Here is a 16761-nt window from a genome sequence, read left to right as displayed (position 1 = left end):
GGACATAAGCCTTAAATCTGTCCATTCGTCAAGTGGTGACCGGGCGGCGCCGCACGGCCCCGTCCACCCCTTCGGCGTCGTCCGTCCGGCTGACCGGCCGGTGCCCCGCCGCGTACGCTGACGCCGATGAACGCCACCGATCGCACCCCCGCCGACCTGCTGCGATCCGCGCTCTCCGCGGATCCGGCCCGCCCGCTCGTGACCTTCTACGACGACGCCACCGGCGAGCGCGTGGAATTGTCCGTGGCCACCTTCGCCAATTGGGTGGCGAAGACCGCCAACCTGCTCCAGGGCGAGCTCTCCGCCGAGCCCGGCGACCGGCTCGCCCTGCTGCTGCCCTCCCACTGGCAGACGGCCGTCTGGCTGCTGGCCTGCTCCTCCACCGGGGTGCTGGCCGACGTCGGCGGCGACCCGGCCGCCGCGGACCTCGTCGTCAGCGGGCCCGACACGCTGGAGGAGGCGCGTGCGTGCTCGGGCGAGCGCGTGGCGCTGGCCCTGCGCCCCCTGGGCGGCCGGTTCCCCCAGCCGCCCGCGGGCTTCGCCGACTACGCCGTCGAGGTGCCGAGCCAGGGGGACCGCTTCGCGCCGTACGCCCCGGTCGACCCGGACGCCCCCGCGCTCGCCGTCGGCGGGCTGGAGCTGACGGGCGCCGAGCTGGTGGAGCGGGCGCGCACGGACGCCCTCCAGCACGGGCTCGGCGCGGGCTCCCGGATGCTGTCCGGCCTGCCCTACGACACCTGGGACGGGCTGTCCGCCGGGTTGTTCGCGCCGCTGGCCGCGGGCGGGTCGGTGGTGCTGTGCCGCCACCTCGACCGGCTCTCCGGCGGCGGCCTGGACAAGCGCCGGGAGAGTGAGCGCGTCACCGTGACGGCCCTCTGACAGCCCTCTCGCGCTGCCGCTCCGCCGCTCCCGGGCGATGATCGGCCGTACGGATCGCCAGGTCCACGAGATCGCCGGGTCCGCAAGGATCCCGAGGTCCGCAAGGATCCCGGCGTCCGTACGGCCGCCGGTCCGCGGGCCCCCGAGGCCCGTACGACCGCCCCGACCCCGAGGAGGACGCAGCGCAGCCGTGACCCACAGCCCAGGAAGGCCCGGCCCCCCGGCTTCCCCGTCCTGCTCCGCCTTCTTCGAGGAGCCGGACGAGCAGCCGCCCGCGCCCCGGCGGCGCCGCCGCTGGCTGCGCTGGCTGGCCCTGGCCACGGCCCTGGCGGTGCTCGCCGTGGTGGCGGTGGGCTGGTTCCTCTACGAGCGGCTGAACAGCAACATCACCACGGACACGGCGACGGCGGACGAGCTGCGGCGCTGGGAGAAGGAGCGCCCCGTCGCCCTGGTGAAGGGCGCCCAGAACATCCTGATCATCGGCTCCGACACGCGCAGCGGCGCGGGCAACGGCCAGTACGGCGAGGACAGCGGCACCCAGCGGTCGGACACCACGATCCTGCTGCACCTCGCCGCCGACCGGAAGAGCTCGACGGCCGTCAGCCTGCCGCGCGACCTGATGTCGGTGATCCCGCGCTGCCGGCGGCCGGACGGCACGGAGACGAACGAGCGCTTCGCGCAGTTCAACTGGGCGTACGAGCAGGCGGGCGCGGCGTGCACGATCCGCACCGTCGAGAAGATCAGCGGCATCCGCATCGACCACCACGTGATCCTGGACTTCAACGGGTTCAAGCGGCTGGTGGACTCGGTCGACGGGGTCGAGGTGTGCCTCAAGCAGCCGGTCGACGACCAGGAGGCGAAGCTGAGGCTGCCCGCCGGCCGGCAGACCCTGCACGGCGAGCAGGCCCTCGGCTACGTCCGGGCGCGCTACAGCCTCGGCGGCGGCAGCGACACCGAGCGGATGGGACGACAGCAGCAGTTCCTTGGCGCCCTGTTCAAGGAGATGAAGAGCGACGGGGTGCTGCTCAACCCGACCCGGCTCTACCCCGTGCTGGACGCGGCCACGTCCTCGCTCACGACGGACGCCGGGCTCGACTCGCTGCGGAAGATGTACGACCTGGTGCGCACCGTGCGGACCGTCCCGAGCGACCGGGCGCTGTTCCTGACGGTGCCGCGCCGCCCGTACCCGTACAACCCCAACCGGGACGAACTGGTGCAGCCGGACGCCGACCAGCTCTTCAAGCAACTGCGCGAGGACCGGCCGGTGTCGGTGAGCGGCAACGTCCGGGCGGCGGAGAACAAGCCGGGGGGCGCGAAGCCCGGGGCCGGGCGGCCGGGGGCCGGCAAACCCGGGGCCGAGGAGGGACCTGACGGCACGGAGGGTCCGACGGGGCCGGGGAGCCAGGAGGGGCCCGGCAGCCCGCAGGGGCCCACGGGAACCGGAAGCACGGGGGGAACAGGGGGGCCGGCGCGGACGCCGGGCACCGGGGGGACGGGAGGCCCGGCCGCGCCGGGCGCTCCCCGCGCACCGCGCGGAACCGGCGGGCAGCACGGTACGGCCGTGCCCCCCGGTGGTAATTTCTCGGCAAATGCGAGTGCACCGGCCTCCTCCGCCGGTTCGCCTCCGCCGAACGGTCCCCCCACCTACGAAGGGACCACGGCCGCACGCGGCATCTGTGGATGAATCGCTCAAAACGCACGAACAGGTTTCCCGGCCTGGTCGAAGGGATTGAGCAGATTGCCCAGTTGTAGGGGAGTGGAATTTGTCACCGGCGTCGCTTGACGCTGAACTGGGCGGATAGTGTGAGCGATCCGGTGCGCACGGCCGGGCTGACCGCGCACTGCACAGACGACGTGACCGAGCGCCTCGGGGGGGTAGGCGCCGCGTGGCACCGACGGAGGATTCAAGCGACCGTGGACGCGCAAGGCCGTGGGCGGGCGGGCGGTATCGACCCCGCCGACCAGTGGGTCTTCGACCCGAAGACCGGCAGCTACGAGCTGCGTCTCGACCATGCCGACGGGGCGGAGCCCGCCCCGGGGCGGGGCTCAACCCCCTCGGCCATCACCGATCCCGGCAGCTCCGCCAATTCCTTCGTGCCCCCCGCGAAGGCCTCTCCCGGCACGGCGTCGCGCCCCAAGCCGGGCCGGGACGTGCCGGGCCCGCGCGCGACCGGCCGCCGGGGCGCGCCCGGGGCCAGGCCGGGGACCGCGGCGGGCGCCAAGGCGGGTGCCAGGCCGGGGACCAAGGCCGGGAGCAGGACGGCGGCGGCCAAGGCCGCCGCGACGGGCAGGCGCAAACCCAAGCCGAAGAAGTCCACGAAGAAGAAGGCGCTGCTGTGGACCGGCGGCACGCTGGCGTTCATCCTCGTCGGCGGCTCACTGGGCGCGTACCTGCTCTACGAGCACTTCAACAACAACCTCAACAAGGTTGACGTCGGCATCAACAACGGCGCCGTCACCAAAGGCCCCGTCAACATCCTGGTCATCGGCACCGACAAGCGCGACGGCGAGGGCAACAAGGGCTACGGCGACGAGGGGAGCGTCGGCCACGCCGACACCACCCTCCTCTTCCACGTCTCCGAGGACCGGTCGAACGCCACCGCGCTCTCCATCCCGCGCGACATGATCACCGACATCCCGGAGTGCATCACCAAGAAGGACGGGAAGACCAAGTCCATCCCCGGCTCGAAGGGCGTCCGCTTCAACGAGAGCCTGGGCCAGGAGGACCGCGACCCGGGCTGCACCTGGCGGACCGTCGAGCAGCTCACGGGCCTGAAGGTCACTCACTTCATGATGGCCGACTTCAACGCCGTCAAGAAGATGTCGTCCGCGGTCGGTGGCGTCGAGGTGTGCCTGGGCAAGGACATCGACGACCCCAAGTCGCACCTCAAGCTCAGCAAGGGCCGCCACAAGATCGAGGGCGAGGACGCGCTCGCGTTCGTCCGCACCCGGCACAGCGTCGGCTTCGAGAGCGACCTGGACCGCATCAAGCTCCAGCAGCAGTTCCTGAGCTCGATGATCCGCGAGATGAAGTCGGACGACACCTTCACCAACCCCAAGAAGCTGTACAACCTGGGCGACGCGGCGACGAAGTCACTGACCGTCGACTCCGGCATCGGCTCCGTCAGCGACCTGACCCGGCTGGCGAAGGACCTCAGCCGGGTGAACCTCAAGAACATCACCTTCGCCACCGTTCCCGTCCTCGACAACCCCGCCGAGGGCAAGAACCACAAGACGGTCGTGCTCGACAAGGCGAAGGCCGAGCCGCTGTTCGCGATGGTCCGTCAGGACGTCTCCCTCACCGAGGTGAAGGAGAAGGAGAAGAAGCAGCAGGAGCAGGCCGACGCCAAGCAGGCCGCCCTGCTGCAGGGCCCTCGCTCGGCGCCCGCGGCCGTCCGGGTCAAGGTCCTCAACGGCAGCGGCCGGATGGGCGCGGCCCAGGAGGCCGTCAGCTGGATGCAGAACAGCAAGGGCATGGTCCGCTCCAGCAACGGCGGCAACGCCGCCGGCGGCAAGAAGGTCGACAAGACGGTCCTCGAGTTCGCCCCGGCCCAGGCCGACCAGGCGCGCCGCCTCGCCGACGTCATGGGCCTCGAAGCCGACGCCCTCAAGCAGAGCTCCGCCACCACCGCCCCGGCCGAGATGACCCTCACGCTGGGCTCGGACTTCAAGGCCGCGGGCACCCCGATCCACGTCGAGGCGCCGGCAAAGGCTCCGGAGGACATCCAAAGGGTCGAAGCGGACGACAAGAACATCTGCGCCAAGTGAACCCAGGCACCGCCCAGATGCATCTCACTATCGGACGGCCGGCCTGTTGAACCGCAGGCCGGCCCTGCCGCGCGCCCCGATCGGCGCGCACCGATCGACGAGATACGACACGCCTGCCCATCGGGCCGGACGCACCACTTAGGGGAGGCCTGATGCGGCAGAACAGCGTGCGGGGGCCACGGGCGCGCAAGAGCGTGCCGGGGGCACGCGAGAAGGACGGCGCGGGCGCACCGGCCGAGGAGGCGGCCGAGCCGTCCGAGGAGACCGGGAGAGAAGAAGAGGCCGGGAGCGCCGGGAAGGGCGCGCAGGCCGGCAAGGGCGAGAATCCGGGACCGGGCGACAAGCCTGGCAAGGGCGAGAAGGCGGGCAAAGGCGAGAAGCCGGGCAAGGGCCGCGCCGGGGCCGCGCCCCCGTCCGGCCGGCGCGCCCGCGCGGCCCGAATAGCCCGCTGGGCCGCGCTCTGCCTCGCGGTCCTCGTCCTCGGCACCTCCGCCGCGGGCTGGTTCTACTACCAGCACCTCAACGGCAACCTGAAGAAGGGCGCGCTCAACCTCGGCGACAAGCGGCTCGACCGCAGCGCCGCCAACGCCGCCGGCCAGCGGCCCCTGAACATCCTGCTCCTCGGCTCCGACAGCCGTAACTCCCCGCAGAACGTCGCCCTCGGCGGCGCCCGAGAGGACGCCGACCGCAAGCCGCTCGCCGACGTGCAGATGCTCGTCCACGTCTCGGCCGACCGCAGCAACATGTCGGTCATCAGCGTCCCGCGCGACACCCGGGTCACGATCCCCAAGTGCACCGACCCCGAGGACGGGAAGGTCTACAAGGAGACGAACCGGCAGATCATCAACACCAGTCTGATGAACGGCGGGCCCGGCTGCACCGTCGCCGCCTGGGAAGAGCTCACCGGCATCCCCATCGACCACTTCATGATGATCGACTTCGCCGGTGTGGTGAACATGGCCGACGCCGTCGGCGGCGTCCCGGTCTGCGTGGACAACAACGTCTACGACAAGCTGTCCGGCCTGCGCATGGAGAAGGGCACCCACAACGTCAAGGGCGAGCAGGCCCTGCAGTGGCTGCGCACCCGCCACGGCTTCGAGGACGGCAGCGACATCGGCCGCACCCACGCCCAGCACATGTACATGAACGCGATGGTCCGCCAGCTCAAGTCCGGCACCAAGCTCAGCGACCCGGACAAGCTCACCGACCTCGCCGAGGCCGCCACCAAGGCGCTCACCGTCGACAAGGACCTCGGCTCGGTCAAGAAGCTCTACGACCTCGCCGACGACATCAAGCGCGTGCCGTCCGGCCGGATCACCATGACCACCATGCCGTGGGTGTCCGACCCGTGGGACCCGGACGCGCACGTCATCCCCAAGCCGGGCGACGCGGAGAAGCTGTTCTCGCTCGTCCGCAGCGACACCGCGCTCGACGGCAAGGACCCGAAGAAGGACGACAAGGGCCCCGCGCCCACCGGGCCGGCCTCCCCCAAGGGCTCCGTCGCGGTGACGGTCTTCAACGGCACCGGCACCGCCACCCAGCCCGTGGTCACCGGCCGCGGCGCCGAGATCGCCGCGGCGCTCGTCAAGCAGGGCTTCACCAAGGCCACCTCGGACTCGACGCCGCGCGCCCAGGCCGACACGACGCTCAGCTACGCGAAGACGTCCCAGCGCGCCGACGCCCAGGCGCTGGCCAAGGCCCTCGGGCTGCCGGAGCGGGCGGTGCGGATGTCCACCGCGGTCGACGGGCTGACGCTGGTGATCGGCGGGGACTGGCGTACGGGGACGACGTACCCGAAGGCCGACGACGCCTCCGCGGACGACAAGGGGGCGAAGCCCGGGAAGACCGGGAAGCCCGGGCAGGGTGAGAAGTCCGGGAAGCCCGGCGACGAGGACAAGGCCGACGACAAGGCTCCGGGCGACGACAAGCCCAAGAAGGAGGCCGACAACAAGGCCCCCGAGAGCTCGGACCCGCTCAACGGCAACGACACCTCCGCCTGTATGAAGGTGAACTCGCTGAATCGTTTCTGAGCACGTGCCTGAATCGATTCCGAGCATGGGTAAGGGGCGGACGCCATTGGCGCCCGCCCCTTACACAACGCAACGCGGTCAGCCCGCCCGCACCGGCTCCCGCCGGCTGGCGATGACCTTCTTCGCCAGCGCCCGCGGGCTGGTCAGGAAGCCGAACCCCCACGACATGTGCATCGTGGCCAGCGCCACCGGGATCTGCGCCCGCGCCTTCAGCGGCAGGCCCCTGCCCGCGGGCAGCGAACCGGCGGTGATCGCCGCCAGGTACCCGGCCGGCACGACCAGGCCCCACGGGGTGACCGCCGCGCCCACGACGAGACCCGCGGCGATGGCCACGACGGCGGTCGGCGCGGCGAGGTAGCGCAGGTTGATCGAGCCCTGGTGGTAGCGGGCCACGACGTGGCGCCAGCGGCCGTAGTTCTTGTACTGCTTGGCCAGCGCCTTCACGTTCGGGCGCGGCCGGTAGGAGACCTTCAGCTCCGGCGAGAACCAGATCAGACCGCCGTCCTCACGGATGCGGAAGTTCAGCTCCCAGTCCTGGGCGCGGATGAACTCCTCGTTGTACCCGCCCAGCTTCTCCAGCACCTCGCGCCGGAAGACGCCCAGGTACACGGTCTCGGCCGGGGCGGCGGCGCCACCGGTGTGGAACGCGGCGTTGCCGACGCCGATCCTGGAGGTCATCGCCGCGGCGACGGCCTGCTCCCAGGCGTTCTCCCCCTCGGCGTGCATGATGCCGCCGACGTTCTGCGCGCCCGTCTCGTCGAGCAGGCGCACGGCCGTCGCGATGTAGTTCGGCGACAGCATGCCGTGACCGTCCACGCGCACCACGATCGGGTGCCGGGACGCCTTGATCGCGGCGTTGAGGGCGGCGGGCGTCCGGCCGGTGGGGTTCGGCACCGTGTGGACCCGCGGGTCCTCGCGCACGAGCTCGGCGGCGATCTCGTCCGTACGGTCCGCGGACGGGCCGAGGGCGATCACCACCTCCAGCTCGCCGGCGTAGTCCTGCTCCAGGATGTGCCGCACTGACGTGCGCAGATGCCGCTCCTCATTGAGCACCGGCATGATCACGGAAACGGCGGGCGGCTGCTGTTCGGACATGGTTCCTCGGGGATACGGGGTCCCCCCGGACGGATGGGGGAAGCCGACGGAGTCGCCCGTCACGTTACCGCTAATGGTGGAACGGACGCTCCCGCCCGGGTGGCAGCGGGCGTCCGGACGGCGTGGACACGCGGGCCGCTGATCGTATTGACCTACGTTTGCCCTCCCTGTTCCGGCCCGCCGGCCCGTCCTGCCGTCCGCCGGCGCCGGCCCCTTGTCCGAGCCCGTCCGCCGTGGAGGCCCGCCATGACCGCACCGGAGGAGAGCCCGTCCCCGACCCGGGCCCGCCACAGCGCGCCCCGCCGGCCGCGCTGGGGACTGCGCCTCGCCGTGTGCGGCGCGGCGGTCGTCCTGGCGGCGAGCGGCCTCGGGCACGCGGTCGTGACGGGCATCGACCACCGCATCGACCGCGTGGACCCCTTCCGCGGCCTGTCGAACCGGCCGCCCGTCGTGGCCAGCAAGGGCATGAACATCCTGCTCGTGGGCACCGACGCCCGCGACCGGCTCGACCCCGCGGAGCGCGAGCGCTACCACCTGGGCGGTGCGGCCTGCCACTGCACGGACACGGTGATGCTGCTCCACCTGTCCGCCGCCCGCGACCGGGTCTCCGTGATCAGCCTGCCGCGCGACAGCTACGCCGAGATCCCCGCGCACGTCGACCGGGCGGGCCGGCCGCGCCCCGCCCACCCGCAGAAGCTGAACGCCGCCTACGCCGAGGGCGGCCCCGGGCTCACCGTGCGGACCGTGGAACAGCTCACCGGTGTGCACGTCGATCACTACCTGGAGGTCGACTTCATCAGCTTCATGCGGACCGTGGACGTGGTGGGCGGCGTGCAGGTGTGCTCGGCGCGGCCGCTGAAGGACCCGTACAGCGGGCTCGACCTGCCGCCCGGCACGAGCACCCTCAACGGCGGGCAGGCCCTGCAGTACGTCCGCTCCCGGCACCTCGACGGGGCCTCCGACCTGGGCCGGATGCAGCGGCAGCAGCGCTTCCTCGCCGCGCTGCTGCACACGGCGACGGACGGCGGGGCGCTGCTGAACCCCGTGAAGTTCCAGCAGCTCGCCGCGACGCTGCTGGGCTCGGTGCGGGCGGACCGGGGCTTCGACGGCGAGACGCTGATCGGGCTCGGCCGGGCGATGAAGAACCTCTCGCCGGCGTCGGCGGAGTTCGTGTCGGTGCCGGTGGTGTCCGCGAACTATCCCGTGCCGCGGGTCGGCTCGACGGTGAAGTGGGACGACGCCGCGGCCGGGCGCCTCTTCGAGTCCGTACGGGAGGACCGGCCGCTGGCGACGGCCCGGCCGCAGCGGCAGGCCCACGACGCGAAACCGCCGGTGCCGGGGGGACCGTCCCCTTCGCCCTCGCCGTCGGAGGCGGTGCCGGGGCAGATCCGCATCCAGGTCTACAACGGCTCCGGCCGGCGGGGTCTCGCCCGTGAGACGGACCGCGCGCTGCGGGCCATGGGCTTCGCCACGACCGGCCTGCCCGCGGACGCGGCGGGGCCGGTGGTGCGGCGCACGGTGATCGAGTACGACCCGCACTGGGACCACGCGGTCCGGACGCTGGCCTCGGCCCTGCCGGACGCGGAGCTCAGGCCCGTGGCGGGCCAGGGCCCGCTGATGAAGGTGACGGTGGGCTCGGACTTCAGGGCGGTGGCCCCGGTGAGCCCCGGAACCCCGGTGACGCCGCAGGCCCCGCGGGCGCAGCGGCCGGGGGCGGTGTCCGGGGACAAGGTCCTGTGCCCGGAGAAGAGCCTCGTCTGACGCCGGTGGTCCGGTACCGCCGGAGTCCGCCGTGGTGGTTGCGCGCCGTTGCGGCGCAGGCCTGTGGCGCGGCCCGGCAAAAGACCCGGCCCGGTGGGGGCGAACCGACCGGAACCGTCAGTCCTCGATGCCCTCGGCGGCCCGCGCGTCCCGGAGTTCCTTGATCGCCCGACGCCGCGCGAGGCGGTGCGTGCGGCGGATCTGGGCCTCCTGGTAGCGGCGCCGGTCCTTCTCCGTCTCGGGGAGCACCGGCGGCACGGGCCGCGGCTTCCCGTTCTCGTCGACGGCCGCGAAGACGAGGTACGCGCTGCCGACCTGGACCGCCGGCGTCGACTCGTTCCAGCGCTCGGCGAGCACCCGGACGCCGACCTCCATGGAGGACCGCCCGGTCCAGTTGACCTGCGCCTTCACATGCACGAGGTCGCCCACCCGGACCGGCTCCAGGAAGGCCATCTCGTCCATGGAGGCGGTGACCGCGGGGCCCCCGGAGTGCCGGCCGGCGACGGCGCCGGCGACGTCGTCCACCAGCTTCATGATCACGCCGCCGTGGACGGTGCCCAGCAGATTGGTGTCGCTGCCCGTCATGATGTGCGACAGGGTCGTGCGGGCGGCGGAGGTCGGCTTGCCGGCTATCTGCTGCTCCGGGCTCCGGTCCTGAATGGTCATGTCCACCACTGTATGCCGGGTGCGTGCGGGGCGGAGGATTGCATCAGCTCTGCAACAGGGACGCCCCGAACACGTAGCCGACCGGCCGGTCCGTTCGCCCAGAGGGCACACTTCCTGCATGAGCGATTGGCCCGGAGGGCGGAGCGAGGACCGTCGGCAGGCGTACGGGCGCGGCAGCACGGGCGCGGAGCCCGAGGGTGCGCGCGCCATGCCGCACATACGGCGTCCCGCGCCGCCGCAGCAGTACAGCCCGCCCCAGGGCTACGACGGGGCTCCGGTCGCCGGCGGCCACCGCGTCGTCGGCCAGGGCGGTCCCGGTGACGACTACGGGCGCCACGACGGTGACGGATACAACACCGGACAGGTCTACGGCCGCGGCGCCCCGAACGGGCCGGGCCGCCCCGGCGGCCCCGGGGGCCCGGGCACCGGCGGCCGTCCCCCGCGCACCACCCGCCCGGACTGGCGCAAGCGCATCACGGTCGGCCTGGTGACCCTCCTCGCCGTGCTGCTGGTGGTCTCGGTCGGCACGTACTTCTGGGCCGACTCCAAGCTCCGCACCGAAGTGGACCTGAGCAAGGTCAAGGACCGGCCGGCGGGCGGCGAGGGCACGAACTACCTGATCGTCGGCTCCGACAGCCGCGAGGGCCTGTCGGACGAGGACAAGAAGGAACTGCACACGGGGTCGGCGGACGGCAAGCGCACCGACTCGATGATGATCCTGCACACGGGCGACAACGGCACCACGATGCTGAGCCTGCCGCGCGACTCGTACGTCACGATCCCCGCCTTCACGGGCCCGAAGTCCGGCAAGCACTTCCCGAAGTCCACCCACAAGCTCAACCAGGCGTACTCGGACGGCGGCCCGGAGCTGCTGGCGCAGACGATCGAGTTCAACACGGGCCTGCACATCGACCACTACGCGGAGATCGGCTTCGGCGGCTTCCGCAACCTGGTCGACGCGCTGGGCGGCGTGGAGATGTGCCTGGACAAGCCGCTGAAGGACCGGGACTCGGGCGCGGACTTCAAGGCGGGCTGCCAGGAGCTGAACGGCGCCCAGTCGCTGGCCTTCGTCCGCCAGCGCCACCAGGAGGCCGACCAGGACCTGGGCCGGATGCGCAACCAGCAGAAGTTCCTGAACACGCTCGCGAAGCAGGCCGCCTCGCCCTCGACCGTCCTCAACCCCTTCCGCCTCTACCCGGTGATCGGCTCGGGGCTCGACACGCTCATCGTCGACAAGGACATGGGTCTGTTCGACCTGATGGACATGTTCTGGGCGATGAAGGGCGTCACGGGCGGCGACGGCAAGCAGATGACCGTGCCGATCGCCAACCCCAACCTGCCCACGCCGAGCGACGGGGTGGCCGTGAAGTGGGACATGACCAAGGCCAACCAGCTCTTCGGCCAGCTGAAGAAGGACCAGAAGGTCACGGTCTCCGACAAGTGACGCCCCGTGGGCTCACTTCTCGGGCTCCGCGGCGTTGATGACGGCGAACGTGCTGCCCTGCGGGTCCTGCACGACGGCCATGCGGCCCGCCATCATGTCGAACGGCGGCTTGAGGACGTTGCCGCCGGCGCGCACCAGCGCGTCGACCGTGCTGTCGGTGTCGTCCACGGAGAAGTACGTCAGCCAGTGCGAGGGCGTGTCCTCGGGGATGCCCTCGATACTGGCGAGCCCCTGCAGACCGCCGACCATGCGGCCGTCCACCTCCAGCGAGAAGTAGCCGGTGGCCCCTTCCATGGGGGTCGCCTTGATGCCGAGCGCCTTGGCGTAGAAGCCGGAGGCGGTGGCGGTGTCGCTGGTGTTGAGCTCGTTCCAGATCACGGCACCGGGCTCGTTGACGACCTTCGCGCCCGCGAAGTCGCGCGCCTGCCACAGCCCGAAGACGGCGCCCGTCGGGTCGGAGGCCACGGCCATCCGGCCGAGGGTCATGACGTCCATGGCGGGCATCTGCACCGCGCCGCCGTTGCTCGCGATGCGGGACTGGGTGGCGTCCGCGTCGGCGGTGGCCAGATAGGTGGTCCACACCGGCGGCGGCATCGGGTCGGGCCTGCTGCCGTCCGGGTTCATCGCCGCCATGATTCCGGCGACGGGCTTGCCGTTCAGCTCGCAGACCGCGTACCCGCCCGTCTCCGGCGGCCCGACCTGCCCCTGCCAGCCGAACAGGTCGCGGTAGAAGTCGAGCGCCGCCTGCTGGTCGGGCACCATGAGGTCCACCCAGCAGGGGGTGCCGGGCGCGTACGGGCCGGTGACGTCGGGCATGACGGTGCCTCCAGGCGGCTGGCGGTCAGGGCGTCCTCGTCCAGGATCGGCCCCTGGTCGCCCGCCCGCCATCGGTGTACGGCCGTACGGGAGCAGGGAGGTGCCGGGGCCCTTCCGTCCGCCGCCACGGCGATCGGCCACGACGGTGGTGACCGGCGGTGCCGGGCCGAGCCCGGGCCGACACCGCCGGACCGCGCCGTCGTGGTGTCGCGCCGTTGCGGCGGAGGAGAGGGCGCGGAACCCTTCACCGTGCCGCGCCGGAGGCGTCCGGTGGGCTACTTCGGCAGGTTCCTCGCCATGACGATGCGCTGGACCTGATTCGTGCCTTCATAAATCTGCGTGATCTTCGCGTCGCGCATCATCCGCTCCACCGGGTAGTCCCGCGTGTAGCCGTAGCCGCCGAGGAGCTGGACGGCGTCGGTGGTGACCTCCATGGCAACGTCCGAGGCGAAGCACTTGGCGGCCGCGCCCTGGAAGGTGAGGTCGGCGTCACCGCGCTCGGACTTGGCCGCCGCCGCGTAGGTGAGCTGGCGGGCGGCCTCGATCTTCATCGCCATGTCGGCGAGCATGAACTGGACGCCCTGGAAGTCGGCGATCGGCTTGCCGAACTGCTTGCGCTCCTGGACGTAGCCCTTGGCGTAGTCGAGCGCGCCCTGGGCGACGCCGAGCGCCTGGGCGGCGATGGTGATGCGGGTGTGGTCCAGGGTCTTCATCGCGGTGGCGAAGCCCGTGCCCTCCGCGCCGATCATGCGGTCGGCGGGGATGCGGACGTTGTCGAGGTAGACCTCGCGGGTCGGGGAGCCCTTGATGCCGAGCTTCTTCTCCGGGGCGCCGAAGGAGACGCCCTCGTCGCCCTTCTCGACGACGAAGGCCGAGATGCCCTTGGAGCGCTTCTCGGGGTCGGTCACGGCCATGACCGTGTAGTACTCGGAGACGCCGGCGTTGGTGATCCAGCGCTTGACGCCGTTGAGGACCCAGAAGTCGCCGTCGCGCACGGCGCGGGTCTTCATGCCGGCCGCGTCCGAGCCGGCGTCGGGCTCGCTGAGGCAGTACGAGAACATCGCGTCGCCCTTGGCGAGCGGGCCCATGTACTTCTTCTTCAGCTCCTCGGAGCCGGAGAGGATCACCGGCAGCGAACCGAGCTTGTTGACCGCGGGGATCAGCGAGGACGACACGCAGACGCGGGCGACCTCCTCGATGACGATCACCGTGGCGAGGGCGTCGGCACCGGCGCCGCCGTACTCCTCAGGGACGTGCACGGCGTGCAGGTCGGTGGCGACGAGGGCGTCCAGGGCCTCCTGGGGGAAGCGGGCCTCCTCGTCGACCGCGGCGGCGTGCGGGGCGATCTTCTCCTCGGCGAGCTGGCGCACGACCTTGCGCAGCTCGTCGTGTTCCTCGGACGGCCGGTAGAGGTCGAAGTCCGTGTTTCCCGCCAAGGCGTACTCCCCTGAGAGTTAACTACCGTTTAGTAACCCAGATTCTAGGGGCGGCCCCCGGACACGGACTACGTGAGCTTGCCGACAGCACCGCGCCTCACCCGCCGTCGCGGCGCTCACCCCGCTCCTTCCCTGCTCGGGGCCCGACTATGCTCGGGCACCGCAGTCCCGCCCGTCAGCACATGGAGCACGCATGGCCCCCAGGATCACCGTGATCGGCACCGGCTACCTCGGCGCGACCCACGCCGCGGCCATGGCCGAACTCGGCTTCGAGGTGCTGGGCCTCGACGTGGACCCCGGGAAGATCGAGATGCTCGGGCGCGGCAAGGTCCCGATGTACGAGCCGGGACTGGAGGAGCTGCTGCGCAAGCACGTCGCCGGCCTGGAGGGCTCGACCGGGCGGCTGCGCTTCACGACCTCCTGGGAGGAGGTCGGCGAGTTCGGCGACGTCCACTTCGTCTGCGTGAACACCCCGCAGAAGCACGGCGAGTACGCGTGCGACATGTCCTACGTCGACGCCGCCGTCACCTCCCTCGCCGCCGTGCTGCGCCGACCCGCGCTCGTCGTCGGCAAGTCCACCGTCCCGGTCGGCAGCGCCGCCCGGCTCGCCCGGCTCCTCACCGAGCTGGCCCCGGCCGGCGACGAGGTCGAGCTGGCCTGGAACCCCGAGTTCCTGCGCGAGGGCTTCGCCGTCCAGGACACGCTCCACCCCGACCGCATCGTCGTCGGCGTCGGCGGCGAGCACGGCGAGAAGCTGCTGCGCGAGGTGTACGCCGGCCCGATCGGGGAGGGCACGCCGTTCGTCGTCGCCGACTACCCGACCGCCGAGCTGGTCAAGACCGCGGCGAACTCCTTCCTCGCCACGAAGATCTCCTTCATCAACGCCATGGCCGAGGTGTGCGAGGCCGCCGACGGCGACGTCGTGAAGCTCGCCGAGGCCATAGGGCACGACGACCGCATCGGCAAGAAGTTCCTGCGCGCCGGCGTCGGCTTCGGCGGCGGCTGCCTGCCCAAGGACATCCGCGCCTTCATGGCGCGGGCGGGCGAGCTGGGCGCCGACCAGGCGCTGACCTTCCTCCGCGAGGTCGACTCCATCAACATGCGCCGCCGCGCGCACATGGTGGAGCTGGCCCGCGAGGCGGTCGGCGGCAGCTTCCTGGGGCAGCGGGTCGCCGTCCTCGGCGCGACGTTCAAGCCCGACTCGGACGACGTCCGCGACTCCCCCGCGCTCAACGTCGCCGGGCAGATCCACCTGCAGGGCGGCCAGGTCACGGTCTACGACCCGAAGGGCATGGACAACGCGCGCCGCCTCTTCCCCACCCTCGCCTACGCGCCGAGCGCGCTCGAGGCGTGCCGGGGCGCGCGGGTGGTGCTGCACCTGACGGAGTGGGGCGCGTTCCGGGCGCTCGACCCGGTGGCGGTCGGCGCCGTCGTCGCCGACCGCCACCTCATCGACGGCCGCAACGCGCTGGACGCTGCCGCGTGGCGTGACGCGGGCTGGACGTTCCGCGCGATGGGGCGCCCTCGCGCCTGACGGCGTGTCCGATCGCCTCGGCTGAGCAGTGTCCGGCACCGCCGGACCGCGTTCGCTGTGGCTGATCGCCACGGCGGCGGACAGGTGAGGCGCGGCCTCACCCGTCCTGGAAGGCGCCGGTCACCGCACGGGCGGGCCGTCCAGCGCGTCGATCGTGGCGACCGACGGGCCCCGTACCGCGGAAAGATCCCGCGCCACGTCCTCCGCCGCCCGCAGCACCCGTACCGCATTGCGCCACGTCAGCTTCGCCAGGTCCGCGTCCGACCAGCCCCGCCGCAGGAGTTCGGCGATGAGGTTGGGGTAGCCGGCCACGTCGGCGAGGTCGGCCGGGGTGAAGGCCGTGCCGTCGAAGTCGCCGCCGATGCCGATGTGGTCGACGCCGGCGACCTCGCGCATGTGGTCGAGGTGGTCGGCGACCGTCGACGCCGTGGCGAGCGGCCGGGGACGCTCCGCCTCGAAGGCGCGGTGCAGTTCCATGGCCCGGGGCGACGTGTCGAGGTGGTGCAGGCCGTGCGCGCGCAGGTTCTCGTCGGCGGCCTGCGTCCAGGCGACGGCCGCCGGCAGGATGAACTTGGGGACGAACGTGGCCATCGCCACGCCCCCGTTCGCGGCGAGCGCGCCGAGCACGTCGTCCGGCACGTTGCGCGGGTGATCGCAGACCGCCCGCGCCGACGAGTGCGAGAAGATCACCGGCGCTTCGCTGACGCGCAGCGCGTCCCGCATGGTGTCGGCGGAGACGTGCGAGAGGTCGACGAGCATGCCAACGCGGTTCATCTCGCGCACGACCTCCTCGCCGAAGCGGGTGAGCCCGCCGGCCGCGGGAACGTCGGTCGCGGAGTCGGCCCACGGGATGTTGTCGTTGTGCGTGAGGGTCATGTAGCGCACGCCGAGCCGGTGCAGCGCCCGCAGCGTGGCCAGGGAGCAGTTGATGCTGTGCCCGCCCTCGGCGCCCATCAGGGAGGCGATGCGTCCTTCGGCGCGGGCCGCCTCCATGTCGTCGGCGGTGAAGGCGAGCCGCAGGTCGCCGGGGTAGCGGTCGGCCAGCTGCCGTACGACGTCGATCTGTTCGAGCGTGGCACTGACGGCCTCGTCCCCGGCCATGTCGGTGCGGACGTACACGGACCAGAACTGGGCGCCGACCCCGCCGGCCCGCAGCCGGGGGAGGTCGGTGTGGAGCCCGGTGGCGCTCTGGTCGGCGGCGATGTCGCGCCGGTCGAGGTCGTAGCGGACCTGCTGGCGCAGTGCCCAGGGCAGGTCGTTGTGGCCGTCGACGACGGGGTGGGCGGCGAGGAGCTCGCGGGCGCGCTCCAGCAGTTGTCCGGTCACCGCCGC

General features: G+C 72.1%; 11 protein-coding genes and 1 pseudogene. 7 read left to right on the top strand and 5 right to left on the bottom strand.

Annotation, left to right across the window (positions count from 1 at the left end; translation table 11 throughout):
- Nucleotides 1-126: 126 nt before the first annotated feature.
- From ACOTKD_RS30075 to ACOTKD_RS30060, 4 genes and pseudogenes are all read left to right on the top strand, one after another.
- Nucleotides 127-879, top strand: a complete 753-nt coding sequence (locus ACOTKD_RS30075) for a TIGR03089 family protein (RefSeq protein ID WP_424892129.1) — start codon at nt 127-129, stop codon at nt 877-879.
- Between the two features lie 37 nt (nt 880-916).
- A pseudogene (locus ACOTKD_RS30070) lies at nt 917-2290 on the top strand (LCP family protein); the annotation flags it as partial.
- A gap of 503 nt (nt 2291-2793) precedes the next feature.
- Nucleotides 2794-4647: an LCP family protein gene (locus ACOTKD_RS30065; protein ID WP_424892128.1), complete on the top strand. Its 1854-nt coding sequence runs from the start codon at nt 2794-2796 to the stop codon at nt 4645-4647.
- Between the two features lie 152 nt (nt 4648-4799).
- Nucleotides 4800-6677 carry an LCP family protein gene (locus ACOTKD_RS30060; RefSeq protein ID WP_424892127.1) on the top strand — a complete coding sequence of 626 codons (1878 nt, stop codon included), beginning with the start codon at nt 4800-4802 and terminating at the stop codon, nt 6675-6677.
- 78 nt (nt 6678-6755) lie between these two features.
- Here the strand turns inward: ACOTKD_RS30060 and ACOTKD_RS30055 are convergent, their stop codons facing one another.
- Nucleotides 6756-7772 carry a glycosyltransferase family 2 protein gene (locus tag ACOTKD_RS30055; protein WP_424892126.1) on the bottom strand — a complete coding sequence of 339 codons (1017 nt, stop codon included), beginning with the start codon at nt 7770-7772 and terminating at the stop codon, nt 6756-6758.
- Between the two features lie 246 nt (nt 7773-8018).
- On the opposite strand from ACOTKD_RS30055, the gene ACOTKD_RS30050 reads away from it, so the two are divergent.
- The gene (locus tag ACOTKD_RS30050) at nt 8019-9533 is read left to right on the top strand and encodes an LCP family protein (protein ID WP_424892125.1); all 1515 of its coding nucleotides are present in this window, start codon (nt 8019-8021) and stop codon (nt 9531-9533) included.
- Nucleotides 9534-9650: 117 nt separating this feature from the next.
- Here ACOTKD_RS30050 and ACOTKD_RS30045 read toward each other — a convergent pair whose 3' ends face one another.
- On the bottom strand, nt 9651-10199 hold the full coding sequence (locus ACOTKD_RS30045; RefSeq protein ID WP_424892124.1) for an acyl-CoA thioesterase: 549 nt from the start codon (nt 10197-10199) through the stop codon (nt 9651-9653).
- Nucleotides 10200-10317: 118 nt separating this feature from the next.
- On the opposite strand from ACOTKD_RS30045, the gene ACOTKD_RS30040 reads away from it, so the two are divergent.
- A complete protein-coding gene (locus ACOTKD_RS30040; RefSeq protein ID WP_424892123.1) occupies nt 10318-11643 on the top strand; it encodes an LCP family protein in 1326 nt (441 codons plus the stop codon).
- Nucleotides 11644-11655: 12 nt separating this feature from the next.
- Here the strand turns inward: ACOTKD_RS30040 and ACOTKD_RS30035 are convergent, their stop codons facing one another.
- Nucleotides 11656-12459 (bottom strand): VOC family protein, encoded by an 804-nt coding sequence (locus tag ACOTKD_RS30035; RefSeq protein ID WP_424892122.1) that lies wholly within the window; start codon nt 12457-12459, stop codon nt 11656-11658.
- Between the two features lie 275 nt (nt 12460-12734).
- The gene (locus ACOTKD_RS30030; protein WP_106677496.1) at nt 12735-13895 is read right to left on the bottom strand and encodes an acyl-CoA dehydrogenase; all 1161 of its coding nucleotides are present in this window, start codon (nt 13893-13895) and stop codon (nt 12735-12737) included.
- A 193-nt stretch (nt 13896-14088) separates the two neighbouring features.
- Here ACOTKD_RS30030 and ACOTKD_RS30025 point away from each other — a divergent pair, with 193 nt between their 5' ends.
- Nucleotides 14089-15429 (top strand): UDP-glucose dehydrogenase family protein, encoded by a 1341-nt coding sequence (locus ACOTKD_RS30025; RefSeq protein WP_424892121.1) that lies wholly within the window; start codon nt 14089-14091, stop codon nt 15427-15429.
- Between the two features lie 120 nt (nt 15430-15549).
- Here ACOTKD_RS30025 and ACOTKD_RS30020 read toward each other — a convergent pair whose 3' ends face one another.
- Complete coding sequence (locus ACOTKD_RS30020) at nt 15550-16755, bottom strand: dipeptidase (RefSeq protein ID WP_424892120.1); 1206 nt, start codon at nt 16753-16755, stop codon at nt 15550-15552.
- Nucleotides 16756-16761: the final 6 nt, after the last annotated feature.

The organism is Streptomyces sp. XH2, assembly GCF_049725035.1.
GTDB classification, from domain to species: Bacteria; Actinomycetota; Actinomycetes; order Streptomycetales; family Streptomycetaceae; genus Streptomyces; species Streptomyces roseoverticillatus.
The sequence above is the reverse complement of the archived record's forward strand: the minus strand, read 5'-3'. Positions and strand labels throughout refer to the sequence as shown.

Excerpts from the sequence above, each read along its gene's own strand:
- ACOTKD_RS30025 (WP_424892121.1), top strand. The coding sequence starts at position 14,089 with ATGGCCCCCAGGATCACCGTGATCGGCACCGGCTACCTCGGCGCGACC.
- ACOTKD_RS30040 (WP_424892123.1), top strand. The coding sequence starts at position 10,318 with ATGAGCGATTGGCCCGGAGGGCGGAGCGAGGACCGTCGGCAGGCGTAC.
- ACOTKD_RS30035 (WP_424892122.1), bottom strand. The coding sequence starts at position 12,459 with ATGCCCGACGTCACCGGCCCGTACGCGCCCGGCACCCCCTGCTGGGTG.
- ACOTKD_RS30075 (WP_424892129.1), top strand. The coding sequence starts at position 127 with ATGAACGCCACCGATCGCACCCCCGCCGACCTGCTGCGATCCGCGCTC.
- ACOTKD_RS30050 (WP_424892125.1), top strand. The coding sequence starts at position 8,019 with ATGACCGCACCGGAGGAGAGCCCGTCCCCGACCCGGGCCCGCCACAGC.
- ACOTKD_RS30055 (WP_424892126.1), bottom strand. The coding sequence starts at position 7,772 with ATGTCCGAACAGCAGCCGCCCGCCGTTTCCGTGATCATGCCGGTGCTC.
- ACOTKD_RS30060 (WP_424892127.1), top strand. The coding sequence starts at position 4,800 with ATGCGGCAGAACAGCGTGCGGGGGCCACGGGCGCGCAAGAGCGTGCCG.
- ACOTKD_RS30045 (WP_424892124.1), bottom strand. The coding sequence starts at position 10,199 with ATGACCATTCAGGACCGGAGCCCGGAGCAGCAGATAGCCGGCAAGCCG.